Origin of the sequence: Cohnella baijiui, assembly GCF_020731285.1 — a bacterium.
Lineage (GTDB): Bacteria > Bacillota > Bacilli > Paenibacillales > Paenibacillaceae > Cohnella.
In genome coordinates this window covers 79,800-106,109 of record NZ_JAJFOW010000010.1, presented here as the reverse complement: position 1 = coordinate 106,109, position 26,310 = coordinate 79,800, and the positions used below count along the sequence as shown (strand labels likewise).

At 62.4% G+C, this 26,310-nt stretch carries 17 protein-coding genes and 1 pseudogene; 14 read left to right on the top strand and 4 right to left on the bottom strand.

Translation table 11 applies throughout. From position 1 onward, the window contains the following. Window positions 1-161: 161 nt before the first annotated feature. The 7 genes and pseudogenes from LKX83_RS12960 to LKX83_RS12930 all read left to right on the top strand — a co-directional run bounded on the left by LKX83_RS12960 (window position 162) and on the right by LKX83_RS12930 (window position 11,595). Window positions 162-3,031 (top strand): annotated as a pseudogene (locus tag LKX83_RS12960) (beta-galactosidase). Window positions 3,032-3,091: 60 nt separating this feature from the next. After that, window positions 3,092-4,054 (top strand): ABC transporter permease, encoded by a 963-nt coding sequence (locus tag LKX83_RS12955; RefSeq protein WP_227882726.1) that lies wholly within the window; start codon window positions 3,092-3,094, stop codon window positions 4,052-4,054. A gap of 27 nt (window positions 4,055-4,081) precedes the next feature. Further along, window positions 4,082-4,987, top strand: a complete 906-nt coding sequence (locus LKX83_RS12950) for a carbohydrate ABC transporter permease (RefSeq protein ID WP_227882689.1) — start codon at window positions 4,082-4,084, stop codon at window positions 4,985-4,987. Between the two features lie 72 nt (window positions 4,988-5,059). After that, on the top strand, window positions 5,060-6,661 hold the full coding sequence (locus tag LKX83_RS12945) for an ABC transporter substrate-binding protein (RefSeq protein WP_227882688.1): 1,602 nt from the start codon (window positions 5,060-5,062) through the stop codon (window positions 6,659-6,661). Between the two features lie 189 nt (window positions 6,662-6,850). Beyond that, a complete protein-coding gene (locus LKX83_RS12940) occupies window positions 6,851-8,179 on the top strand; it encodes an ABC transporter substrate-binding protein (RefSeq protein ID WP_227882687.1) in 1,329 nt (442 codons plus the stop codon). 25 nt (window positions 8,180-8,204) lie between these two features. After that, window positions 8,205-10,034: a cache domain-containing sensor histidine kinase gene (locus LKX83_RS12935; RefSeq protein ID WP_227882686.1), complete on the top strand. Its 1,830-nt coding sequence runs from the start codon at window positions 8,205-8,207 to the stop codon at window positions 10,032-10,034. Continuing rightward, entirely contained in the window at window positions 10,024-11,595 is a 1,572-nt protein-coding gene (locus tag LKX83_RS12930) for a response regulator (protein ID WP_227882685.1), read from the top strand. The genes LKX83_RS12935 and LKX83_RS12930 overlap by 11 nt, the downstream gene beginning before the upstream one ends. 161 nt (window positions 11,596-11,756) lie before the next feature. On the opposite strand, the gene LKX83_RS12925 is transcribed toward LKX83_RS12930, so the two are convergent. Beyond that, window positions 11,757-11,915: a hypothetical protein gene (locus tag LKX83_RS12925; protein WP_227882684.1), complete on the bottom strand. Its 159-nt coding sequence runs from the start codon at window positions 11,913-11,915 to the stop codon at window positions 11,757-11,759. Between the two features lie 138 nt (window positions 11,916-12,053). On the opposite strand from LKX83_RS12925, the gene LKX83_RS12920 reads away from it, so the two are divergent. Next, window positions 12,054-13,163: an SGNH/GDSL hydrolase family protein gene (locus LKX83_RS12920; RefSeq protein ID WP_227882683.1), complete on the top strand. Its 1,110-nt coding sequence runs from the start codon at window positions 12,054-12,056 to the stop codon at window positions 13,161-13,163. Here the strand turns inward: LKX83_RS12920 and LKX83_RS12915 are convergent. Further along, entirely contained in the window at window positions 13,160-14,050 is an 891-nt protein-coding gene (locus tag LKX83_RS12915) for an AraC family transcriptional regulator (protein ID WP_227882682.1), read from the bottom strand. The genes LKX83_RS12920 and LKX83_RS12915 overlap by 4 nt on opposite strands. Before the next feature lie 125 nt (window positions 14,051-14,175). Here LKX83_RS12915 and LKX83_RS12910 point away from each other — a divergent pair, with 125 nt between their 5' ends. Together LKX83_RS12910 and LKX83_RS12905 are read left to right on the top strand one after the other, a co-directional pair. Then, window positions 14,176-17,049, top strand: coding sequence for a family 78 glycoside hydrolase catalytic domain (locus tag LKX83_RS12910; protein WP_227882681.1), 2,874 nt, complete (start codon window positions 14,176-14,178; stop codon window positions 17,047-17,049). Between the two features lie 346 nt (window positions 17,050-17,395). After that, window positions 17,396-18,805, top strand: a complete 1,410-nt coding sequence (locus tag LKX83_RS12905; RefSeq protein WP_227882680.1) for a galactose-binding domain-containing protein — start codon at window positions 17,396-17,398, stop codon at window positions 18,803-18,805. 76 nt (window positions 18,806-18,881) lie between these two features. Here the strand turns inward: LKX83_RS12905 and fabV are convergent, their stop codons facing one another. Together fabV and LKX83_RS12895 are read right to left on the bottom strand one after the other, a co-directional pair. Further along, window positions 18,882-20,072, bottom strand: a complete 1,191-nt coding sequence (gene fabV / locus LKX83_RS12900) for an enoyl-ACP reductase FabV (RefSeq protein WP_227882679.1) — start codon at window positions 20,070-20,072, stop codon at window positions 18,882-18,884. A gap of 125 nt (window positions 20,073-20,197) precedes the next feature. Next, window positions 20,198-21,067, bottom strand: a complete 870-nt coding sequence (locus LKX83_RS12895) for a helix-turn-helix domain-containing protein (RefSeq protein WP_227882678.1) — start codon at window positions 21,065-21,067, stop codon at window positions 20,198-20,200. Between the two features lie 167 nt (window positions 21,068-21,234). On the opposite strand from LKX83_RS12895, the gene LKX83_RS12890 reads away from it, so the two are divergent. The 4 genes from LKX83_RS12890 (at window position 21,235) to LKX83_RS12875 (ending at window position 26,076) form a co-directional block, all read left to right on the top strand. Next, window positions 21,235-21,972 carry a phytanoyl-CoA dioxygenase family protein gene (locus tag LKX83_RS12890; RefSeq protein WP_227882677.1) on the top strand — a complete coding sequence of 246 codons (738 nt, stop codon included), beginning with the start codon at window positions 21,235-21,237 and terminating at the stop codon, window positions 21,970-21,972. 302 nt (window positions 21,973-22,274) lie between these two features. Next, the gene (locus LKX83_RS12885) at window positions 22,275-23,786 is read left to right on the top strand and encodes a spore germination protein (RefSeq protein WP_227882676.1); all 1,512 of its coding nucleotides are present in this window, start codon (window positions 22,275-22,277) and stop codon (window positions 23,784-23,786) included. Next, entirely contained in the window at window positions 23,783-24,955 is a 1,173-nt protein-coding gene (locus LKX83_RS12880; protein ID WP_227882675.1) for a Ger(x)C family spore germination protein, read from the top strand. The genes LKX83_RS12885 and LKX83_RS12880 overlap by 4 nt, the downstream gene beginning before the upstream one ends. Before the next feature lie 20 nt (window positions 24,956-24,975). After that, complete coding sequence (locus tag LKX83_RS12875) at window positions 24,976-26,076, top strand: GerAB/ArcD/ProY family transporter (protein ID WP_227882674.1); 1,101 nt, start codon at window positions 24,976-24,978, stop codon at window positions 26,074-26,076. The last annotated feature ends 234 nt before the right edge of the window (window positions 26,077-26,310 follow it).

The following is a 26,310-nucleotide window of genomic DNA, read 5'->3' as shown; positions in this document are numbered from 1 at the left end:
AAATGGAGCGGACGGATGGAGGTATCGATTGCTGCGTAGGTAAATGAGCGCGGGAGTCGGGCGCAGCGCAGCCAAACAAGCGCGGTGAGCGACTTGCAGCGTAGCAGGTGAGTGACTGCATCATAGCCAAACAAGCCGGTGAGTGACTGCACCGAAGCTGCATGGACGCGGAAGCCGGCTCAGCGAAGCGAAACGAGCATGAGAGGAGGAATATGACGATGGAACAAAAGACCGGTTTGGAGGGGACGGTTCGGCTTGCCCCGGATCGCGTCTCGGTGGACGGCCAAAGCGTGATTCTGCTTTGCGCATCTCTGTTTTACTTTCGAATTCCTCGCGGTCTTTGGAGAGAACGGATGGAGCAGTTGAAGGCGTACGGCTACAACGCCATCGACGTTTACTTCCCTTGGAATCATCATGAGCGGACGCCAGGAGTATGGGATTTTCCGGGGAGCGGGATGCGGAAGCTTTCTTGCGGATCGCCAAAGAAGTCGGGCTATGGGTTGTAGCCCGGCCGGGCCCTTACATTTGCTCGGAGTGGGACGGCGGCGCACTGCCTTCCTATCTGCTCGCCGATCCGGATGTCCGGTTGCGGGACAACGATCCTGCATATCTCCGGCATGTCTCCCGGTGGTTCGACCGCATCCTGCCGATTCTCCGCGACTTTCAGGTTGGAGCCGGGGGGACAATCGTATGCGTGCAGCTCGAGAACGAGCTGGACTTTTTCGGCTGCGCCGATCCCCGCGGCTATCTGGCAGCGCTGCGGGACCTCGCGCGAGAACGCGGCATTTCGGTCCCTCTCGTCGCTTGCGCGGGACAGGGCGGACTGGATGCCGCCGGCGGACGGGCGGAGGAGATCGTGCCGGCTTGCAACTTTTACCCGTACGACCGGGATCCAGACTTCGAATCCAAGGTGCTGGCCTACCGGGAGCGGCTAGCCGAAGAGGGGCACCCGCTGCTCGTCACGGAGACGAACCGCAGCCACTTTCTGCTCAGGCGGCTGCTCTCCTGCGGAGCCAAGCTGCTCGGGCCTTACCTGCAAGTATCGGGCACGGACTTCGGCTTCACCAATGCAACGAACAACTGGGGCGAGCCGCTCGCGTTCATGACGAGCGACTACGACTTCGGCGGCATGATTTCCCCCGAAGGAAGGGTGCGGGAGGAAGCTTACGAGGGCAGGCTGCTGCGGCGCATCCTGAACGCCTACGGGTCTGCGCTCGCCGAGGCGCTGCCGGCGGACCCGGGAGAACGTCCGCCGGGCTCCGGCATCGCCGATCCGGCCGCCGCAAGCTGCTACCGGCTGGCGCTGGCGGGAGGCGGGAGCCTGCTGTTCGTCTCCCAGACGGGCGAAGCACCGCTCAGGACCGAGATTCCCGTCGCATGGCGGGACGGAATTCCGGATGAAGATTCGCGCGGCGAGACGCGGTCGCTGACCGTCCTGCCCGGCCGCTGCGTCATCCTGCCGATGCAGGTGCCGATGGCTCCGTGGGGCCTGCCGGGCACGCTCGAATATGCGACGACCGAACTATGCGATGCGGTACGGGGCGCGGGCAAGACGACGCTGGTGCTGCATACGGAGACGGGGGAGGAAGGAGAAGTCGCCTTCCGTCTCTCGGAGAAGACCGTCTTCGTCGAGCCGGAGGGAATGGACGCGAGCCAAGCGGGAGACCGGCTCCTGCTCCGGTTCGCCGGCGGGCAGACCGGTCGCTGCGTCGTCGGCCTGGCCGGCGGACGGGTACTCGAGGTCGTCGTCCTGCCGCGAGCCGAAGCGCTACTCGTCGAAGGCGTCGACGAGACGGGCGGCATCCGTTTCGGGGCGGCGGCCGCGTCCGCGCCGGAGCCGGAAGCGCTCGCCGTCGCGTGGACGATGGCGGTGCAGGCGCCCCATGCGCCGATGACGGCTATAGCTGCGGCGATCCCGTCGGCCGGACCGTTGGAGGCACACGGCGTCTACCGCGGCTTCGCGTGGTACGAAGCCGAGACGCGTTACCACGGGGAAACGTTGGGCGTCCTCGTCCGCGAGGGCAGCGACGTCGTCTCGCTCTACGCGGACGGGAGATATCTAGGCACGGTCGCGCCGGGAGGTTCCAGTCGATACCTCCCGCTGGAAGGAGGAGGAACCGTCCATCAATGGACGGCGCGCACGGAAATTTGGGGCCACTCGAACTTCGACGACATCCGGCTGCCCGGGCTGCGGCTTCGCGCCACCAAAGGATTGAACGGCCTCGTCGCCGTGACCCGATCCCGGGAGATCACGAGCAACTGGCGGGTGAGCCGGACGCAAGTTCACAAGGACGAGAAGGCCGATGCCGGCGTGGCCGGATACGGCGAGCCGATCGTCGCCTTCGGCGGGTGGATGTCGCCGGATCAGCCGGCCCGCGAGACGTACCGCAAGACGATCTTCCTCTCGTCCGGCGCGGACGACTGGACGCTGCGCTTCGACGGCTTGCAGGCGACCGCCGTCGTGTATGTCGACGGCCGCGAGGCAGGGCCGGTTACCCCGTTTGATCCGTACCTGAACCTCACGCCGTACATGGATCCGGCGGCGACCGCCCACGAGCTGACGATCCGGCTCGAGCGGACGATGGGGCTGCCCGCCGGCCGCGTGACGCTGCTCGAAGGCAACGCCGCCGAATCGTGGCGGCTGTCCGCCGCCGAGGAGGCGGAGCTGCTGAACCATGCGGCCGCCGCCAGGCATAGCGCGGTCGCAGTCTCGCTGCCGCTCCGCCTGGAGCCGGGCGGCGTCGCCTGGGCGTACGGCGCGCTGCCGAATTCGGCGGGCGGCCGCGGCTGGCGCGTCCGCGTCCGCGGCGAGCGCGTCAAGCTCACCGTCTTCTTCGCCGGCCGGATCGTCGCGCGCCTGTGGCTGCCGGGAGGCGGCGAGCGGCCCGCGATGAAAGGCGGGAGCGAGGACTCGTTCTACTTGCCGGGCATCTGGTTCGACGCCGCCGGCGGCGAGCTGACCGTCCTCGCGGAAGCCGTTCACGCGCCGGAGCCCGGCGTATTGCACGCGCTGCTGTTCCAACCGGTCTGATTGCGATTGACCTACGACGAAAGGAGGCTCACCATGCCTACGCTCGCCCAGTCCGACCACATGCTGCCGACCTCGACGCCGGCGGATCCCGCGCTGCGGCCCCCGGCCCGCTCCCGGCTACGCCGGCTGCGCGCGAACCGGACCTTGCTGCTCATGTGCCTGCCCGCCATCGCCTTTTTCCTCGTCTTCGCCTACTTGCCGATGCCGGGACTTTATCTGGCCTTCATCAAATACAACTACACGGATGGCATCTTCCGCAGCCCGTTCGTGCATTGGGACAACTTCCGGTTTCTCGTCATCACGGGGGATCTGTGGCGGCTGACCGCCAACACGATCCTATACAATCTCGCCTTCATCCTGCTTGGCAATGTCCTGCAAATTTTCGTCGCGATTCTGCTGAACGAAATCCGCAAGAAGTGGTTCAAAAAGCTGACGCAGACGCTGATGTTTCTCCCGTACTTCATTTCCTTCGTCCTGATCGGTCTGATCGCCTACAACATCCTGAGCTACGACTACGGTCTGCTAAACGTCGTCCTGAAGGCGTTCGGGGCGGATCCCGTCAAGACGTATTCAAACCCGCACATCTGGCCGTTCATCATCGTGCTGACTTATTTGTGGCAGTCGACCGGCTACGGCTCCATCGTCTATTTCGCCGCGATCATGGGGCTCGACTCGGAGATCGTGGAGGCGGCTGAAATCGACGGAGCCAACGCCCTTCAGCGCATCCGCTATATCGTGCTGCCGTGGCTGAAGCCCACTTTTATCATTCTGCTGCTCTTCTCGCTGGGCGGCGTGCTCCGCGGGAACTTCGGCCTGATCTACAACCTGGTCGGCGCGAACAACACGGCGCTGTACGCGACGACGGACATCATCGAGACGTATGTGTTCCGATCGCTCATGAACAACTTCAACTTCTCGCTCGGCAGTGCCGTAAGCCTGTATCAGTCCGTCTTTGGCTTCCTCGTGGTTATCACGGCGAACTGGCTGGTCAAGAAGCTGTCGCCGGACAACTCGCTTTTCTAGTCCGAATGAACGAAAGGAGGGACCGCCATGGACGCGGCACGCGCCCGAATTCGCACCGACGCGACGTCCATCGCCGTTCGCAGCTTCGGTTATCTCTTCATCGGCTTATTCGCCCTATGCTGCCTACTGCCTTTCCTGCTCGTGATCGGCACCTCGTTCACCGCCGAAAGTTCGATCGCGAAGCACGGCTTTAACTTTTGGCCGCGGATATGGAGCACGTTCGCCTACAAGATCGTCTTTGAAAATCCCGATCTGATTGTCGGCGCTTACGTCGTAACGATTCTTCTTACCATCGTCGGTACGGCCCTCGGCCTGCTGCTCGTCGCGATGACGGGTTACGCTTTGCAGCGGCCGGACTTTCCGTATCGGAACCGAATCTCGTTCTTCATCTACTTCACGACGCTGTTCACGGGCGGGCTCGTGCCGTTCTATTTGTTGATGACGCAGTATTTGAGCCTAAAGGACAACTACCTGGCTGTCCTGCTGCCGGGGCTGATGAGCCCGTTTCTCATCATCATGATGAAAAGCTTCGTCCGATCGATTCCGCACGCGATCACCGAGTCGGCCAAAATCGACGGCGCCGGGGACTTCACGATCTTCGTGCGGCTCATTCTGCCGATGACGACGCCCGCGCTCGCCACGATTGGCTTGTTCATCGCGATCGGCTACTGGAACGAGTGGTATCATTCTTTTCTCTTTCTGTCTCCGAACATGCAATACCGGCCGCTGCAGCTTTTCCTGTACACGGTCATCACCAGCGCGGATTACATTCGCAATTCCGCGGCCGCCTCGAACGTCGAGCTGCGCGACTTGCCGCTCGAGTCGATGAAGATGGCAACGGCCGTCGTCGCGACGGGGCCGGTCATCCTGTTCTACCCGTTCGTGCAGCGGTACTTCATCAAAGGGATCACGGTCGGCGCGGTCAAAGGCTGACGGCCACGCCGATCTGCTCCATATGGGCGCATTCGCGCCCCAAATCCAACAAACCGGGGGAGGATCCATCGGATGCAGACGTTTAAACGCATGACCGCGATGCTCGCCGTGCTGGCGCTCGTCGTCGCGCTCGCGGCCTGCTCGGGCGGCAAAAAAGCGGACGTGAACAACACGCCCAAAGGAAACGAAAGCTCGCCGTCGGCCGGGGAATCGGCCAAGCCGGAAGGGAACGGCGGAATCGACACGTCCAAGTTCGTGAAGATCAGCTACGTCATCCTCGGCGACAAGCCGAAGAACGGGCAGTTCGAAGCGACGATGAAGGAAGTCAACAAGATCATGAAAGAAAAGATCAACGCCGAGCTGGAGTGGAAATGGGTCGAGTGGGCCGACTGGCAGACGAAGTACAATTTGCTGCTCGCTTCCGGCGAAGCGGTCGACTTGATCACGATCGGCACCGACTGGCTCGACACGTGGGCGAACGCGCAGCGCGGCGCCTTCCTGAACCTCGACGATCTGCTGCCGAAGTACGCGCCGGTCACCTGGGAGTCGGTGCCGCCGGAAAACTGGGCGCAAAGCAAGTATAACGGCAAAATCGTGCTCATCCCCGAAGACGCCTATACCCAATGGGTCAACCACGGCTTCTTCTACCGCGGCGACTGGGCCAAGGAAGCCGGCATCACGGAGCCGATCAAGGATTGGGACGGCATGGAGAAATACATGCAGTACGTGAAGGACAACAAAAAAGTCGTGCCGTGGGACGCGACGGGCGGGACGAGCACGTTCGGCGGCTGGACTCAGTCGTATACGCAGAATCTGGAGCTGCCGATGTCGACCGGTTACCTGCCCGTCTTCGCCGCGAAGAGCTACGACGAGCGCTATACGGCGGTCAGCCCGGTGTTCGAGGACACGTTCCTCGACTTCGCCAAGAAGATGAAGAGCTGGGCCGACAAAGGCTTCTGGCGCGAAGACGTGCTGAACTACAAAGGCGATACGCGCACGCTGCTCAAGGGCGGCCTCACGGGCGTCGATCAGCACCACACGCAGACGTTCAGCGGCCTGCGCGTCGACATGGACCGCGAGCAGCCCGGCTCGGAGCTGCAGATGTACCCGTTCTCCCGGACGAGCGGCAACCTGATGGAGCTGTCGATCACCCACGGCGGCACGTCGATCGGAGCGCACAGCAAAAATCCGGAGCGCGCCCTGATGGCGTACGACCTGATCCGCAACGACGAGAAGGTGTACCGCCTGATCAACTACGGCATCGAAGGCGTGCAATACGAGATCAAAGACGGCAAACGGGTTCGCCCGGGCGGTTACGATCCGAAAAAAGACGAGTTTTACTCGGACTTCTGGGGCGGCCGCAACGACAAGCTCGAAATTCCGAGCGACACGACCTGGGATCAGATCGGCACGCTTTACGCCGAATACGACAAGATCAAAAAGCCTTATCCGTACGGCCAGTTCGTCTTCGACAAGACGCCGGTCGAAGCGGAAATTACGGCCATCTCCCAAGTTACCGGCGAGCTGGGGCCGGCGATCACCTACGGCAAGGCCGGCGATCCCGCGAAGGCCGTCGAGGAATTCCGCAACAAGTTGAAAACGGCCGGCTACGACAAGGTGCTGGCCGAGCTGCAAAAGCAGCTCGACGCTTACAAAAAGCAGATCGAGGGCTAAAGTCCCAGCTCTTCGTTCCGCCGCAGCGCCAAGAGCCGCCTCGTCCGAGGGGGCTCTTGGCCATGGTTCCCGCCGATCGGGGAAAAAGTACCTGCGCGCTGCATCCGCCGGGGGATAGAAGGGGGCGAAGAATCCATGTAAAATGGGGAATGTAAGCGCTTCTACGATCATGGGACGGCAGGTGATTCTTTGAAAACACGGACTCGAAAAAACGTCTGCCGTGCCCTCTCGCTCCTGCTGCTCGCGGGCGGACTGGGGGGCTGCGGGTGGCCGGGGGCCGACGGCGGCCTCGCGACGGGGCCCGCCTCCGGCAAGCCGAAGGCGCCGACCGTCAAGCTGGTCTGGTACCACCACTTCCGCGAGGAGGGGGCCCGCAAATGGCTGGAGATCGGCACAAGCCGGTTCGCCCGGTCCCATCCCCGGGTCAACTTCGAAATCATCGCCGCGGACGCGAACGCGTACGCCAGCACGCTGCACAACCTGGTCGCCGTCGAGAAGATGCCGGATCTCTACATGACCGACAGCATCTTCGCCCTGCAGGAGTTCATCGATGCCGGCTACGCAATGGATTTGACCGGACAACCGCTGCTGGACGGGCTTAGCGACGACGCGCTCAAGGGCGTAAAGACGGCCGACGGCCGGGTATGGGCGATGCCGTTCGACCGGGACGGCGTCGGCGTCGTCTACAACAAGGCGGCGTTCGCCAAAGCGGGCATCGAACGCGTCCCGACGACGTGGAGCGAATTCCTCGCGGTCTGCGAACGGCTGCGCAAGGCGGGCGTCACGCCGATCGCCGCCGGCTACAAGGACATCTGGACGCTGAACGCGGACATTCAGCCGGACGTCATCGCGAGCGGCATCGGCGCGCCGAGCTGGATCCGGGACATCGAAGCCGGCAAGGCGACGTTCGCGGATGACAAAGGGGGCTTCAAGCGCGTCTTGAAGCGGCTAGCCGAGCGCTTTCGCTACGTCGGCGACGCGCCGTTCAGCACGGGCTGGAGCGACGCGCTCCGGATGGTGGCGCACGGCGAGGCGGCGATGATCATCAACGGGACGTGGACCGTCGACGGGCTGCGGTCGGAGAACCCCGATGCCGACATCGGCATGTTCGCTTTTCCTTACTCCGAAAATCCCGCAAACGCCCGCTTTGCCATAAAGACGACCGGCGGCATCGTCATCAACCCCAATTCGCCGAACAAGGCGCTGGCGCTCGAGGTCGCACGTTCCTTCGCGACGCCGGAAATGGCGGAGGTGTTCCAGACGCAAAAAAAAGGCATCTCCCTCGCGGCCGGCGCCCCGCTCTCGTTCGATCCGGCGTTCGAGGAGCTGGATCGCCAATATTTGCAGACGGGACGGTCGTTCGACTACTCGTTTTTTTACCCCGAAGTGATCAATCAGGAGCTTCTCGCCGCGTATCAGAACGAGCTGACTTTGTTCCTCTACGACCCGCGGCACGATGTCGACAAGTGCATCCGGGCGCTCGACGAAGCGTTCGACCGAATTCGGCCGCGCCGCTGACGGCGCGGCGGAAAGGAGCCCGATCATGCGATGGCTCGAAGGGCTTAACCCGCTGGGGCGACTGAAGCATTTTCGCATCCGGACCAAGATCCTGCTGTCGAACCTGTTCATCATCCTGCTGCTCGCGCTGGCGATCGGAAGCGCCGCCGCTTTCGCTTCGAAGCATTATATCGAGGCGAATACGCGGGAGCTCTCTCTCAGCGTCATCGACCAATTTTCCAAAAACGTGGACAACAAGGTAGAGGAATTCGTGAACGGCACCGTATTCCTGCTGAACGACAAGCTGCTGACGCAGATCGTCTCGGAACGCAGCGAGCCGATCACGGACGAGAGCTATCCTTCCGCCTACACCCGCGTCGCCAACCTGCTCTTTCAATACGGCAACAACAATCCGATGATCAACGCGATCACGATCCGCAACAACCAGGGCCGACTGTTCTGGTGGGAGCGCCCCTCCGCCCAAGGCAGCGGAATGAACACGACGAAGGCGGCGCAGATCATGGACCGCGCGGAGCGGGAGCTCGGAAGCCGCAAGCGGGGGATCGCGTGGACATCGTCCTACCGGGGCACCGACGAAGTCGCGCTTGTCCGTTATTATCTCGATCTCAATCAGGTGGACCGCCGCTTCGGCGTCATCGTCTTTCATCTCAACCGCGCCTACTTCACGAGTCTGCTCGCGGACGGCTCGATCATCCATACGGACAATCTGGTCATCGTCAACGCTCAAGGCCAGCCGCTGATCGAAGGCCGCTACGGCCAGACGGACGCGGAGCTGGTCCGGCCGCTCCCCTCGCCGGAGCTGGAAGATGGCGTCGGTCCCGAAGGGCGCGTCGCCCGCGTCAAGGGGGAGCAAGCGCTGCTGGCCGAGTACCGGTCGGCGAACACCGGCTGGACGATCCTTTGCTTCATCCCGCTCGCGCAGCTGCTCGCGGGGACGCGGATGCTGGAGACGATCATCGTCGGCGTCTGCACCCTGTTCATCTTTGTCGCCCTGATCCTGGCGTTCTGGCTGTCCATCGGGACGACCCGCGACATCAAGCGGCTGGAGCGCACGATGCGGCGCGTAGAGGAAGGCGACTTCAACGTCAAAGCGACGCCGCGCGGACGCGACGAAATCGGCATGCTCGCCATCCGGTTCAACATGATGGTGGCGCGCATCGACGAGCTGATCCACCACGTGTCCGCCGAGCGACTCGCCAAGCAGAAGGCGGAATACTCGGTCCTGCTCGCGCAGATCAACCCGCACTTTTTGTACAACACGCTCGGCACGATCCGCTGGTTCTCGCGCAGCCGCGGCCAAACCGAGATCGAGCGGATGGTCGGCGCGCTCACCGGGCTGCTGAAGTCGTCGATCCGGAAGGCCGGCGAGTTCCACCGGCTGTCCGAGGAGCTGGAGGACGTGCGCAACTACATCCACATTCAGAAAATCGGTTACGGCGACGCCTTCGAGGTCGTCTTCGACGTGGACGAATCGCTGTCCGAGGGCATCGTGCCTCGTTTCCTCGTGCAGCCGCTCGTCGAGAACGCCATTCTGCACGGCCTGGAGATGTCGAAAGGAACCGGGCTCATCCGCATCGCGGCGTCGCTCGACGGAACGGCGCTGCGGATCGTCGTCGAGGACAACGGCGTCGGGATGACGCCGGCGTTCGCGGCCGGCCTCCTCGTCGCCGACCGCGAGACGCAGTATCCCGGACTGAACAGCATCGGCGTCCGCAACGTGCACGAGCGCATCCGCTCCCATCACGGCGACGCCTACGGGCTGCGCTTCGAGACCGCCCCCGGGGCGGGCACGCGGGCGATCGTCCGGCTGCCGTACACGACCCATCCGGAGGAGGCTAACCGACATGCCGTATAGAGCCATGATCGTCGAAGACAACGCCATCTACCGCTATGCCGTCAAGACGATTATCGACTGGCGGGCGCACGGGTTCGAGCTGGCAGCCGAAGCGATCAACGGCAAGCAGGCGCTGCAGGTGATGGATCGCGAGAGCTTCGATCTGATCCTGACGGACGTCAGCATGCCGGAAATGAACGGCATCGACCTGATCGAAGCGGTGAAGCGCCGCACGCCCGATACCGTCGTCGTCATGTTGAGTTCGTTCGACGACTTTCAGTTCGTCAAGGATTCGCTGAAGCTGGGCGCGCAGGATTACCTGCTGAAGCACGATCTCGAGCCGGAGTCGCTGGCGCAGCTGCTCGACCAGGTGAAGGCGCGCCTGGAGGAGGCGGAGCGGCTGCGCGGGGAGAGGGAGGCGAAACGCGCCGCGGCCGAGGCGGAATTCGCGCGGCGGGCGATGCTCGGCGACTGGCCGGACGAGCGGGAGCTGGCGCGCCAGGCGGAGGCTTGCGGCTTCCGGCACGGCGCCGCGCCGTACCGAATTCTCGCGCTCGCTTGCGCCGAAGCGCTCGCGGGAGACGCCGCCGCGGACGAGCGCTTCCGCGAGGCGCTGGAGCGGGCGCGGGCGGGCGCTTCGGACGGCGCCCAAGCGCTGACGGTCCGGCTGTCGCCCGGGTGCTGGGCGGTCGCCGTCTTCGCGCCCGACGAGGCGCTGGCGCAGTCCGCCGCGCGGTCGCTGGCCGTCCGCCTGCCGGCCGAGGCGGCGGCCGCCGGGCTCCGCGCGTCGGTCGGCTTGAGCGACGCCCGCCGCGGGTGCGCGGCGCTGCCGGCAGCGTACGCGCAGGCGGACGCGGCGCTGTTCCAGACCGCGTACGACGGCTGGGGGCGCGTCTACGGGGCGAGCCGTCCGGCCGAGCCCGGCGGCCTGGACCCCGCCTGCGCGCGCGACTGGCTCGCCGCGCTGCGGAAGGGGGACCCCGCCGCGGGCGAGGCGGCGACCGAGGCGCTGGTCGGCCGCTTGCGCCGCCTCCGGTGCGACCGGGCGCAGCTGCAGCAGTGTCTGGCCGACGGCCTTTCGCTCGCGGCCGTGCTCGCCGAGGAACGCGGCGCCGGCGAAGACGCGGCGCGCGCCGCGCGCGACCGGCAGGCCGCGCTGCAGCAGGCGCTCCGCCGGATGGAGCCGCCGGAGCGCCTCTTCGCCCTCATCCTGGGCGAATTCGCAAAGCTGTCCCCGCCGTCCGCGGACGCCGGCGCTCGTCCGTGCCGCAAGGAGATCCAGCAGGCGATCGCATACATCCGCGAGCATTACGCGGAGGAGATCACGCTCCCCGCGCTGGCGGACGTGCTCGGCTTCAGCCCGAACTACCTGTCCAATCTGTTCCGCAGCGAGACGGGGATGCGGCTCACCGAGTACGTGAACCGCCATCGGACGGACGTCGCCAAGCGCCTGCTCCGCGAGACGCGGCTCAAAGTGTACGAGGTCGCGGAGAAGGTCGGCTATCCCGACGCCTCGTATTTCTGCAAAGTGTTCAAGGAGGTCGCGGGGCAGACGGTGTCCGAATTCCGCAAAAGCGAGTAGGCTTGCGCAGCGTCCGAAGGGGACTCCTGCCCAGGACGAAGCGTCCCGACGCTTAAAAAGGAGCGCCCCGCCATGAAAAAAGGAGCGCTCCCCGAACGGGGCACGCTCCTTTTTCGCGATCGGTTGATGAAACCCGATTCGAAGTTTTTCCGCTTGCCGGCCTAGACCGCGCCTCTCCGGTTGCGCGTCAGCAGAATGAGGCCGATGATGATGACGATCGCGCCGATGCCGCCGAACGAGAAGACGACTTCGGTGGCGACCTTGGCAATCCACAGGATGATGGCGACGACGACTGCAAGAATGCCGAGAATGAGTACCATGCGTATCCCTCCGTCTCGTTGTGATGATCTTTATTACCCCGGTCGCGGCATTTTGAAAGACGTGCGCTTGGCCCGGTTGCGGGAAATCGCCCGGTTGATAGAATGAGAGGAAGGAAACCAACGAATGGAGGAGAGATCATGTTGCCCATGGCAGAAGGCATTGTACGCAGGAGAGGCGGGCTGGCCCGCACGAAACGAAAGCTGAAGGAAGGCGCGCTCACGATCGGCTTCATCGGCGGATCGATCACGGACGCGAGGCCCGGTCACAACTGGCCGGAGCCGGTGACGCGCTGGCTCGCGGAGGCTTATCCGGACGTCCGGTTCTTCGTGGAGAACGCGGGCATCGGCGCGACGGGAAGCGACCTGGCCGCCTTCCGGGCGAAGCGCGACCTGATCGACACCGGCTGCGATCTCGTGTTCGTCGAGTTTGCGGTGAACGACTACGACACGCCGCCGGAGCGGCGCAACCGGACGCGGGAAGGCCTGCTGCGGCAGCTGCTGGCGGACGGCCGGCGGGACGTGGTGCTCGTCTATACGTACTGCCAGCCGATGTACGAGGCGATGATGCGCGGCGACGCGCCGCACAGCATCGCCGAATTCGAAGCGCTCGGCGAGCATTACGGCCTCAGCTCGGTCTGGATGGGCAAATACGCGCTGGAGGAAGTGAAGCGGGGTCGCATGCGGTGGGAGGAATGGCTGCCCGACGGACTTCATCCGACCGAACGCGGCAGCCTGAGCTACGGCGAAAGCGTCATCGGCTTCCTCCGGGAGACGCTGCGTGCGGACGCCGCGGCGGACCTCGCGGAAGACGCCGCCGAACGCCCGCTGCCGGCGCCGCTGCACGAGGGCCACTGGCAGCGGGTGCGGTTCGTCCCGTTCGAGGACGTCCGGACGGAAGGCCCGTGGACGGTCCGCCGCTGGGTGACGCTGCACTGGATCGACCGGGCGCTCTCGACGTCGGCGGTCGGGGCGAAGCTCCGCTTTTCGTTCGAGGGACGGGGCCTCGCGCTCGGCTTCGACTTCGGCAATCTGTCCGCCGAATTCCGCTGGCGGATCGACGGCGGCGAATGGATGCGCTCCGTCCGGGAGCGGCCGGACTGGTGCGGTCCGCAAGGCTGGTTCAAGTTGGAGACGCTGGCAGAGGATCTGCCCGAAGGACGGCACGAGGCGGAAATCGAGGTCGTCCACGGCAACGCGCCGGATTGCGCGGGGACGCGGTTCGACTTGGCGTTTATCGGCATTCTCTAGCGCTGGCGGTAGGCGCGGGGCGTCAGCCCCGTTTTTTTCTTGAACAGGTCCGCGAAATAGCCCTTGTCCTGATAGCCTACGGCCTCCGCCACCTGCTGGACGGTCATCCGCGTCGTCCGGAGCAGCTCGCGCGCGCGTCCGACGCGCAGGTCCTGCACGTATTGGGCGAAGGTCAGGCCGGTCGCCCGGGGAAACAGGCGGTGCAGCTGGCGCTCGCTCATCTGCGCCGCGGCGGCGGCTTGCGCGGCGGTGATGGGCGCGCCGTAGGCGCTTCGGATATAATCGAGCGCGGCGGCCAGCGCCCCCGCGCCCCGCGCCGTCTCCGCCTCCCCGCGTTCGGACCCGTTCTCGGCCAAATGGCGTTCGAGCTCGGTCAGAAGCACGAGAAACGCGCCGTACATGCGCGGAACGTAGCCGGTCCGGCGGCCGAGCAGCTCCGGGTAGGCGCCGGCGAAAAACGTCCGGTAAGCGCCGGAATCGTCCCGCAGCCGGCGCCAGCCCGGCCGCTCCGGCGCGGGAAGCAGGTCGAGCTGCCATCGCGCGGTCCGAAGCTCGTCGATCCCCGGCAAGCCCGCCAGCGCACGGGCCATTCGGGCGGCGTCGAACAGGAAATTGTAGACGACGAGCGGGTACCGGGGATCGGTCGACCGGGGGCGGAAGACGTGGTCGGTCCCGACGGGCAGGATAAACAGATCCCCCTGGGCGACGGACAGCGTCTCTTCCCCGATATAGTGAAAGCCTTGTCCCTCGAACACGTAGCAGAGCTCTGTGAACTCGTGCGCGTGCTGCTGAAGCGCGTACGATTCCGACACCCGATTCACGTAAAACGGCAGCTTGTCGTCCAGGAACAGACGGGCCGGCGTCAGCTCGACCGAACGTTTGATCATCGCGGCGCCTCCTCTCTTTTTGTCAGCATACTCCCGCATAATGGCAGGATCAACCCTTTTCTGCCGCCGGGGAAGCGGTAGAATGAGAGAGAAATCCATTCGAGATCAGCGAAGGTGGCGAGAAGATGGTGGCGGGCAGAGCTTGGCAAGCCTCCTGGATTTGGGGAGGCGACGCGGAAAGTCCGCGAAACGAATGGCGTTGCTTCAGGCGAACGTTCGACGGCCCCGCGGAAGCAGGAACTTCTGCGCGGCTGCATATCAGCGCCGACTCCCGTTACATCTTGTACGTGAACGGAGAGCAGGTCGGACGCGGACCGGTCCGCTCCTGGCCGAAGGAGCAATTCTACGATACGTACGAGATCGGGCATTTGCTGCGCGCCGGCGAAAATACGATCGCGGCGCTCGTCCTGCATTTTGGCGTGTCCAACTTTTACTATATTCGGGGTCGCGGCGGTCTGCTGATCGATGCGGAAGCCGGGGGACGCCCCCTGGTCTCCACGGACGGCGAATGGCGCACGATCCGGCTGCCGGGCCAGCAGACCGGCTCTCCGCGGATGGCCTGCCAGCAAGGGTTCGCGGAGGTGATCGACGCCCGGGAAGGCGACGACCGCTGGACGCAGCCCGGATTCGACGACGGAGGCTGGGAGCGGGCGCGGCCGATCGGCGGGGCGGGAACGGCCCCCTGGACGACACTCGTGCCGCGGGACATCCCGTTCCTGACGGAGGAAAAGCATTATCCGGCCGCGGTCGCGTCGCTGCGCCGGGTTCGGGCGCCGGCTTACGCCGCCGCGCTCGACCTGCGCAACCAGATGGTGCCGGAGAGCGCGAACCACGCCAATCCGATCGCGTATTGCGGCTACGTGGCGACGCTGCTGGAGCTGGAGGAGGACGGCCGCGTCGAGATCGGCTTCCCGGGCGGCCGGGCGAGCCGTCTGTTCGTGGACGGCGTCCCCTGCGAGACTTGGCGCGGCGAACAGCCGGAGCGGTATTACGAGCTGCGGCTCGCGGCCGGCGAGCATCTGGTGCTGGTCGACGTCACGTCGGGCGACCACGGGGGGAGCTTCCATCTCGCGGTCGACGGCGACGTTCCCTTCCGCCTTCGCCGTCCGGCGGATGGCGGGGAGAAGGGGGAGACGCCGCTCGTCACCGTCGGTCCGTTCGATCATACGGAGCGGATCGACCACCAGCCAGGCCGCGAGCTGCGCCTGGACCATCCGGCGTACGTGGCGCTCCGGTCCTGCGCTTCGGCGGCCGAATTTGCGGCTTACCGGGAATGGATCCGTCCGGCGGACGCGGACCTGTACACCGAAGACGATGTCTTCGGATCCTGCGTCTGGCGGACGGTCGCGGAGCGTTTGGCGGTCCCGCCGTCGCTCCAGAACGCCGTGCTGCCGGTGCCGGAGCCGGCCGAGCTGCCGGCGTTCGCGGACGGCGACGTCGAGCTCGTCCTCGATCTGGGCCAGGAGCGCTCCGGCTACGTCGGCTTCGAGATCGAGGCGCCGGCCGGCACGGTCGTGGACGGCTACGGGGTGGAGTATATGCGGGACGACTACATCCAGCACACGTACGGGCTGGACAATACGTTCCGCTACGTCTGCCGGGAGGGGAGGCAGCGGTACCTGTCGCCCGTGCGGCGAGGCTTCCGCTACCTCCTGCTGACGGTGCGGGGCGGGGCCGGGCGCGTCAAGCTCCATGAAGCGTACGTGAACCAGAGCACGTATCCCGTGGCCGAGCGGGGGCAATTCCGCTGCTCGGACGCGCAGTTGAACGAGATTTGGAAGATGAGCCGGCACACGACGCGGCTGTGCATGGAGGATACGTTCGTCGACTGTCCCGCTTACGAGCAGGTATTCTGGGTCGGCGACAGCCGCAACGAGGCGCTCGTCAACTATTACGTGTTCGGGGCGACCGACATCGTGAAGCGCTGTCTGAACCTCGTGCCCGGCTCGGGGGATATGACGCCGCTTTACGTGGATCAGGTGCCGAGCGCCTGGAACAGCGTCATCCCGAACTGGACTTTTTTCTGGATCATCGCCTGCGAGGAATACGCGGCCCATGCCGGCGACCGGGCGTTCGCGCGCGCCGTTTGGCCGTCCGTCCGCCACACGCTGGAACATTACCTGCGGCACCTGGACGAAGCGGGTCTGCTCTTTATCCGGGGGTGGAACCTGCTCGACTGGGCGCCGATCGATCAGCCGGGCGACGGCATCGTGACGCATCAGAACCTGTTTCTCGTCAAGGCGCTTCGCCAGGCGGCGCGCCTGGCCGCGCTGGCCGGATCCGCCGACGAAGCGCCCGCCTACACGGAGAAGGCCGACGCTCTGGCCCAAGCGATCAACCGGCATCTGTGGGACGAGGCGCAAGGGGCCTACCTCGACTGCATCCATGCCGACGGCCGCCGTTCGAACGTCTTCAGCATGCAGACGCAGGTGGTCGCCTATCTGTGCGACGTAGCCGAGGGCGATCGGCGAGCGGCGATGGAGGCCTTCCTGCTCTCGCCTCCGCCCGCGTTCGTGCAAATCGGCAGCCCGTTCATGTCCTTCTTCTATTACGAAGCGCTGGAGAAAGCGGGTCAGCATCGGCATCTGCTGGACGACATCCGCGAACGGTACGGCATGATGCTGGACCACGGCGCGACGACCTGCTGGGAGATGTACCCGAACTTCGACGAGAACCGGGCCAATCCGAACCAACTGACGCGCAGCCACTGCCACGCCTGGTCCGCGGCGCCGGGCTACTTTCTCGGCGCGAGCATCCTCGGCGTGCGGCGGCTGGACGAGGGCTGGCGAACGGTGGAGATCGCGCCCGAGCCGTGCGGATTGACCTGGGCGGAGGGCGCCGTGCCGCTGCCGCAGGGCGGCCAGATCGCCGTGCGATGGCGCCGGGAAGGGACGCGGCTTGCCCTTCGCGTAGAGGCGCCGTCGGACGTCCGGATCGAGGTGCGCTGGCCCGAAGGCGTGCAGGGGGAGCTGAAGCTCGAGACCTACGGAACGCTGTGACCTCCTTGTAAAAAGATGACTTCTTCAAACGCAACCAAACCGTCCCTTTGCCAAATGGAGGTGAATCCCGCCATTTCGAAGGGACGGTTTTTTTGTGCAGTCCGATCCCTAGAAAGAAGCTAAACGGCTTCGAGACCCGCGGGAGACGTCGCGTGCCTGCTTGTCTTGAAGGCGAAACCGCGAACGATTTTCCCGGAAGCGCGGGGAAGTCCGCCCGGGTCCTAGTCTTCTGGTCCGGTTTACAAACCGGAATGGATCGCCTATTCTAGATGAAAATTTCGCGGAGGAGGACAGACGGACGTCAAGGCGGCGGAACGGCCGCAGGCAACGAGAGATGGAGGGGCGAATGAGCGAACGGAATTATGGATGGAAACGGGGCGCCCTGCGCCTGGCGGCGGCGATCGCGCTGCTGTCGGGGGTTGCCTCCTGGCCCAAGGCGCATGCGGAGCCGCTGGTGAATCTGGCGGCGGGCAAGCCGGCAAAGGCCGGTTACGCGGATTTTCGCGGCGGCGCCGTGCTGACGGACGGAACGAAGAGCAGCGCCGACTACGCGAGCGTCTCAAGCGGCGTGCAGTGGGTGCAGATTGACTTAGGCAAGTCGTTCGATGTCGCCAAGATCAAGCTTTGGCACTATTACGCCGACGGCCGGACGTATCGGGACGTCGTTATCCGGCTGTCCGACGATCCGGCGTTCCGGACGGGCGTGACGACGGTGTTTAACAACGACCGGGACAACAGCGTCGGCTTCGGACGGGGCGAGAACTCGCAGTACGCGGAGTCGGCGGACGGCTTGCGCGTGCGGTTCCCTGCCGTCCGCGCGCGCTACGTGCGGTTCTACTCGAACGGGAGCAGCGCGAACGGCTTCAACCACTACGTCGAAGCGGAAGTATGGGGCACGGCGAGCTCCGCCCGAACGGAAGGCGGCGCGCTGCAGGTGAAACGCGCGCTGTTTGACGATTTCAGCTATACGGACGCCCGGGATGAGAAGCTCGGCCAGCACGGCTGGAGGGTGCGGACGTATAGCGGCGGTCCCGGTCCCCGCGGCGTGTCGTGGGGGACCGGGCAGGTCGTGTTCGTGCCCGATCCCGCGGGCGCGGGCAACCGGCTGGCGCGGCTGACGGCCGAGACGGACGGGAAGGGCAAAGGGACGCGCCAAGGGGAAATCTATACGACGGCGACCAAGTTCCGGGAAGGGACGTACGCCGCCCGGGTCCGCTTTACGGACAAGCCCGTGTCCGGCCCGGACGGCGACGGGATCGTGCAGACGTTTTTCACGATTTCGCCGATGGCGCGGGACGACGATCCGCTCTACAGCGAGCTGGATTTCGAGCTGCTGCCGAACGGCGGGTGGGGCGTCGACCAGCCGGCGCTCTGGCATACGTCCTGGTTTACCTACCGCAGCGAGCCGTGGCGCCAGGATACGGAGCAGGACTACCACCCGGGCGGCTACGCGGGCTGGCACGAGCTCGTCATGACGGTGTCCGGAGGTCAGATCACCTATTACGTCGACGGCAAGCGGCTGTCCACGCATGGGGGCAAGTACTATCCCCGCCAGGACATGGCGATCCACTTCAACCTGTGGTTCCTGCCGGAAGGCCTGCTCGAAAGCGGCAAAAAGCGGTCTTACGTCATGGATGTGGATTGGGTGTACCATGCACAGGACCGGGCCTTGACGCCCGCCGAAGTCTCGGCGGCGGTCCGGCAGTACCGGACCGAAGGCGTATCGTTCGTAGACGGGGTGCAGGAAAAGGAATAGCGGGAGAAGAAAAGAGCGCGCCGATGCCGGATCCGATGGACCCGGGCGGCGCGCCCTTTTGCCGTATGGCGGGAAATTATTGCTGGTTCGGAATGGCGACTTCCGGATCGGCATCGGCTTCGTAGTCGATGCCGTCCGTCTCAAAGCCGAACAGCTGGAAGAACTCTTTGCGGTAGCCTTCCAGATCGGACAGCGCGTAGACGTTGTCCGTCGTCAGCTCGGCCCAAAGCCGGGCGACTTCGGCCTGGATCTCGGGACGCATCTCCCAATCGTCGATCCGGATGCGGCCTTTGTCGTCGACCGGCGTCGGAGACGCGCCGTACAGGCGCTCGGAGAAGAGGCGGTACATCTGCTCGATGCAGCCTTCGTGCAGATCGCGCTCCTTCATCACCTTGTAGAGCACGGAGATGTACAGCGGCACGACCGGAATCGCGGAGCTCGACTGGGTGACGAGCGCCTTGTTCACGGAGACGAACGCGCGGCCCCCGGTCTCGGAGAGCTGCGCGTTCAGGCGAAGGCCCGTCGCTTCGAGGTCTTCCTTCGCGCGGCCGATCGTCCCTTCGCGGTAGACGGCGTGCGTAATTTCGGGTCCGATGTACGTGTAGGCGACCGTGGTCGCGCCGCTCGCCAGCGCACCGGCGTCCTGCAGGGCATCGATCCACATCTGCCAGTCTTCGCCGCCCATGACGGCGATCGTCTGCCGCACTTCGTCTTCGGTGGCGGTCTCGATGGAGGCGGTCGTTACTTCGCCGGTATGGAAGTTGACCGTCTTGTTCGAGTAAGTGTCCCCGAGCGGCTTGATGACCGACGCGAACGTCTCGCCCGTCTTCGGATGGGTGCGGCGCGGCGAAGCGACGCTGTAGACGACGAGGTCGACGGCGCCGAACTCGCGCTTGATCAGGTCGATCGTCTTCGCCTTGATCTCGTCGGAGAAAGCGTCCCCGACGATGCTGAACGACTTGCGGCCGGCTTCGGCCGCCGCCTGTTCGAATGCCGCCGAGTTGTACCAGCCGGCCGACGCGGTGCGCGCGCCTTCGGCGGGCTTGTCGAAGTAGACGCCGATCGTATTCGCGCCTGAGGCGAACGACGCGACGATCCGCGAGGCGAGACCGTAGCCGGTCGAGGCGCCGATGACGAGCACATTGCGGGGGCCTTCGACGGCCGGTTGCGACTGAACGTATTCCACTTGCCGCTGCACTTGGGCGGCGCATCCGTCCGGATGCGCGGTCGTGCAGATGAAGCCGCGCGTTTTCGGTTGAATGATCATATTCGAATTATCCTTTTCCTTGAAAAATGTAGCGCCGTCCCTGCGGACAACCCTCTCTTATTGTACCTAATTTGGGCCCCGTTAGGGAAGAAGGCATGCAAAAATCGGAAACGGAAACGCACCGGCTACGAACGCGCCGTCCGCCCGTCCGATCGTCCCGCGTTCGGCGGATGCCCGTAGCGCCGCTTGTACATTTTCTCGAAATGGGCGAGCGTATTGAAGCCGGAGACGAAGCAGATCTCGGACACCGGCAGCGCCGAGGCCCGCAGCAGGGAGCGCGCGTACTGCAGGCGCAAATGCAGCAAATAATGCTGGAACGTCGAGCCGGTCGTCCGGCGGAAGCGCTCGCTGAAGTAGTGGGGCGACAAACCGGCCTGCCGGGCGGCGTCCTGCAGCGAGATCGGCTCGCGGAAGTGGTGATGAATGTAGAGCAGCGCCGGCTGGACGCTGCCGGGATGCCGGCCGGCCGCTTCCGCTTCGCGATCGCGGGCGCCGCCGGGCTCGGCATGGCGATACAGGGCGACGAGGATCCGGTCGAGCGCGCCGCGGAACAGCAGGCGCGAGCCGATATCCGGCGCGTCCCGGCGCGATTCGGCTTCGATCAGGGCGAACGCCTCGGCGGTCGCGGCCGCCGCATGCTCGTCCAGCTCGGCAAGGCGGAGGCAGTCCGGTGCGAGGAGCAGGCCGCGCAGCTCCGGGTCCATGCACTCCTCGCGGTAGATCAGGTTGTACAGCTCCAGCGGCCGGCCGCCGACCGGCCGGATCTCGTGAAAGTCGGCGGGCGTGAGCAGGAACAAGCTTCCCTCGCGCAGCGGAACGTCCTTGCCGTTGACCGTGTTGATCCCTTCGCCGGAGAGAACGAAGGTCAGCTCGTAAAATTCGTGCCAGTGCAGCGATACCCGGCCGGGCAGCGACTGGCGGAACAGACAGTAGGCTGCGTCGGCCATATACTGGTCGATGGTCAGGCGATCCGGGTAGCCCCGTTCGGCGCTCAAGGCATCGCACCTCCTCTTCGGTCCTCCCTGCGATTGTAACGCATATTCATCAAGACCGGAAGATAAGCGTATTTTTTCCGAACAGACTGGAAGCGCATGCAGGCTGAAAGTCCTACAATGAAATCAAGCGATATCGCAGATTTAACGCCGAGAGGAGAAGAGCGAAGATGACCGTACCCGCACTCACGCCGGAACAAACGCGGCATTATCGGGAGCAGGGCTACCTGCTGCACAAAAAACCGCTGTTCGGACCCGAAAAGATGAAAGGCCTAACCGACATTTTCGAAGAGCAGCTCGCGCTAAAGGGGAGCAAGCTTTCGGACGAGCTGGATACGCCGCACTTCCGCGACGAGCGGCTGCTCGACTATTTGCTGAGCGACGAGGTGCTTGACCTGGTCGAGCCGCTCATCGGCCCGAACATCGGATTGTGGTCGAGCCACTTCATATGCAAGGATCCGTTCGTAGGCCGCGCGACGCCGTGGCACGAGGACTCCGCCTACTGGAACGGCAGGCTCAGCGCCTTCGACAAGATCGTCACCGTCTGGCTCGCCATCGACCGGAGCTGGAAGGAGAACGGCTGCATGCGCGTCATTCCCGGCACGCACGACAACGGCTTCTCCGACTATGAAGACATCGACAGCCGGACGAATCTGTTCGCGACGCAAATCAAAAACGTGGACGAGAACAAAGCCGTCTACTTCGAGCTGGAGCCGGGCGAGTGCTCGCTGCACGACTCGCGGATTATCCACGGGGCGGCGCCGAACAAAAGCCCTTATCGCCGCTGCGGCTACACGATGCGGTACTTTTCCACCGAAGCGCTCGTCATTCCGGAGAAAAATCCGGGCTTCAAGGTATGGCTCGCGCGGGGGAAAAACATCGCGGGGAGCGCCTTCGTCAACGCATGACTGCAAAGCTTAAACGAACGGACCGCCGGGATCTCCCGGCGGTTTTTCCGTTCGTCCAGTCGTCTGCGATTCATTTTCGTCGTCGCTCAATCGGCAACGGCATAGTAAAGAACCATACCCGAGATCGCGACAATGATTAATAATCCGACTATTTTCCTGACCTGATCCATTTATCTGCTCCATTTCCTACAGCTTTGTTCTGCTGGGTGCCTATTCGTGGACACCTAAAGCTTGACATACATAAATGGAGAATACATGGGAAAGATGAAGATGGTTTCCAAAACGACGCTAAGGTGCGCATGATGAGAATAAAAGCGAAAAGGACAAACGCTTCCGAACAATCGATTGAACCCCTAAAAATCTCCGGCGATCTGAAAGTCAATGAAGCCAATATTCTCGCTGCTTTTGAGAAGTGCTCGGATCTAGTCATCCGTAGGTTTTCCTTGTCCGATTCGATCACTTGTCTGGCCGTGTATTTAAGCGTCCTTATTGACGAGTCCCAATGGAACGAGGGCGTTCTCGAACCGCTGCAGAAATGGGATTCGAAAGCAACCGAGAATGCGGTCGGGCTGCCTGAGCGGCTGAAGGTGATATTGCCGTTTACCGCTCCCCCTGAAATTCTGGAATCGTTGGAAGAGGTCGTTCATCGTGTCATTTATAGCGGCGTTGTGTTATTTTTCGATTCTCATCAAACGGCGTTAGCCATTCCGCTCACGAACCAAAAGCATCGGCAATTGGAAGAACCGAAAACGGAGGCCGTCATCCGGGGGCCCCGGTACGGATTTGTCGAGGATTTATCGGTTAATCTGGCTCTTCTTCGGCAAATTATTCGGAGTCCACAATTGAAAATCGAGCGATTGACCGTCGGCAAGCTTAGTAAAACCGATGTTGCGGTGGTGTATGTAGAGGGTTATGCCGTACAGAGCTTAGTGGAAGAAATCAAAAATCGCATTTCGAAAATCGACATGGACACCGTCATCGAGTCCGGATATATAGAGGAATTAGTAAGAGACCACCCCTACTCCCCTTTTCCCACTTCGCAGGCAACCGAACGCCCCGATACGGCCGCCGCCTCTCTGGTCGTTGGAAGAGTGTTGGTGCTTGTGAATGGGACGCCGATGACGCTTCTCATGCCCATCACGTTCTGGTATGGATTTCAGTCGGTCGAAGATTATTACATGAGCTTCCTTTTTGGAACGGTACTAAGGTGGCTCCGATTTTTATTCGCGTTCTTCGCGCTTGTTCTTCCCTCCGTTTATGTGGCGATCACGACGTTCCATCAGGAGATGATCCCGACCAGTCTGGCATTAAGCCTGGCGAATGCAAGAGAAATTGTTCCGTTTCCGGCCATGATCGAAATCTTGATGATGGAAGCGACGTTCGAGGCGCTTCGGGAAGCCGGTGTACGTCTGCCCCGTCCAGTCGGTCAAACCATCAGTATCGTAGGCGCGCTCGTGATCGGACAGGCGGCTGTGCAAGCAGGAATTATATCCGCTCCGATCATTATTGTCGTGGCGATGACAGGCATCGCATCGTTTTTGATCCCCCATACGGGCATGAGCCAAGTTTTCAGCATCTTGCGATTTCCGTTGGTCATATTGGGAGGGACATTAGGACTTTACGGAGTAAGCGCCGGCGTCATTGCGATCTTGATTCATCTCAGCCAACTGGAATCCCTCGGTTTGCCTTACTTATGGCCATTGGCCCCTTTCAATCGAGCGGGATTGGAGGATGTTTTTGCCCGTGCCCCTTGGCAGTTCATGTCGAAGAGACAGCAGCATATTCAACTTCGAAAGGAGTTGGAAAAGCGATGAGGAGCGCTCGGAATAGCCGATTCATTCTCTTCTTCCTCTTCGTTTGCCTGATGTTGGCCGGTTGTTGGGATCGCAGAGAAATGGACGAAATCGCGCTAGTCATGGCGAGCGGTACGGATATGACGGATGACGGGCAAGTGGAGCTGACGCTGCAGATCGCCCTTCCCATCGGAATGCCGGGAATGCTTCAAAGCTCCGGGAAGGGGAAGAACCCGTTCATGACAGTGTCGGAAAAAGGAGCAAACGTGCACGAATTAATCGGCCAGTTGCAGGAGCGTTTGTCGCGAAAAATATTTTTCGGGCATCGGGCAGTGGTCATTATCGGCGAATCGTTTGCCCGTCACGGCATCGATCAAGTTCTCGACTCCCTGCTTCGATTTCCGGAAAGTCGGTACAATTCATATATTCTTACAACGCATGGGGTATCCGCAAAAGAACTATTGCAAGCCCCGTACCAAATGGAAGTCATCCCTGCGATCGGGATGAAAACGCTCCAAACCGGAGGATACGGAACGGCTGTCAAAATCGACGAGTTTCTTGACGCTGTCTCTACGCATGAAATTCAGCCCTTCACCGGCGCCATCCGTTCATCCATGAAGGAGGGAGAAACGGGTTTCCAGATTGATCAAACGGCGGTCTATCGGAACAACAAACTGGTCGGTTACCTTTCCGGCGAGCATTTGAAAGCATTCAAAATGATGGATGGCCAAGCCAGGGGGCAGAAGCTCACGGTAAGGCTGGAGCCTGAGAAGCCATTTACGAAGGGCACGCTAACGGTCGAGTTCCTTCATTTTCAAAAAAAAATCCGCACGTTTACGGATCAAGGTCGTTTGCGGACAGAGGTTGCTGTACATGCGGCAGTCAGAGCCGTATCGAACGATACCACCCTGGATCTGAGCAAACCCCCTGATCATGACAGGGCAGAGCGCGTGTTGTTGCGGGAACTGAACGACCAGATCGTGGGTCTGATCGCGCAAACGCAAAAGGACTTCAAGTCGGACGTTATCGGATTCGCGAGAGAGCTGCATGTTCAGCATCCGGAAGCGTGGAAAAAATTGAAGAAAGGGGCATGGCTCCAAGCCTATCCCCAAATGGATGTCCGCGTAAATACGGATCTGAACTTGGAACGCATAGGAAGAACGAATAAGTCGGGACATTTGTTGGAGTAACGGCGAATAGGAGAGACCTGATGAAAATTACCGGTCTTCAGCTTTTTTGGATCATTCTAATCATGGATGTGGGCATGACGTTGGTCATGACGCTGACGCCGGCCGTTCAGCTTGCTCGGCAGGACTTGTGGATGTCGGCCTTAATCGCGGGCGGTTTCGCCATGTTGATGACTTGGCTTATTACGAATGTAGCCGATCTTTATCCCGGGCACGATCTCATCCGGATCAGTCAATTTGTCTTGGGGAAGCGTCTTGGCCAACTCGTTGCGGTCGTTTATTTGGTGCAGTGGTATACGATTACGCCGATCGTGCTGCGACAATTTACCGACGTCATCAACGTTATGATTATGCCGGAAACGCCAAAGCTTGCGATCATGATCGTCATGCTCCTCCTTATTACCTATGCGTCATCCTCCTCTAAAGGAATTGTATCGATTGGACGCTGCAGCGAAATGCTCGGGCCGGTCATCATCGTGATGATTCTGCTCGTCCTCTTTGCGAGCCTTAACAACGTGAACGTGAAAAATTTACTCCCTGTTTTTGCAGACAGCGGGGCAGCGGCGATCTTCAAGGGCGCTTTGCCTCCCGCCTCCTATCTGGGACATTGCGTCGAATATCTAATGCTTGCCACCTTTCTGTATCAGCCGGAAAAAGGAAAGACCTACGTTTATTGGGCAGTCGGAATTGCCTCTGCAATCGTAACGATCGCCATGACCATGACGATTACGACGATTGGCGTTCATATGAGTCCCCGGCTGTGGTATCCCTTTTTTGAAATGACCCGAAAAATTTCGCTATTCGGGTTTGTCGAAAACCTCGATCCTTTCTTGATCATCACGTGGGTGGCCAGCGTGTTTATCAAGCTGGCACTTTATATGTTCATCATCGCATATGGAACGACGGAGCTGTTGGGGATCAAAAGTTGGCGAAGACTGGTGATCTTGAACGCTCCCATCGTATTGTTGCTCGCCTTGTTGCCGAAAAACGTCACGCAAGCGTCTTCGAATTATTTGCAGCATTACTGGGTTCCGATAGCGATGCCCCTCAATATGTTCGTTCTTCCATTGGTGCTGCTTGTTGTTGGAAAGCTCAAACGGAATAGAAGTTGTCGGGCGCCATGAAACAACCGGGGAAAGAGGCTGCAAGCGATGATCGCGTGCAGTCTCTTTTTGCGACCGGCGCCGAACGGGCGGAACAACTTGATGCAGACGATGCCGCCCACATTCGCCGCGTCGAAGCGGTCGGCAGGGAGACTTGTGTGGCGCAAGGTCCGAAACGGGCTCATTCCTGCGCATCGTCCGGATTCGCCCGAACCTCGGCGTTAGTCCGTTGCCGGGAGCGCTTTGCAATTGGGC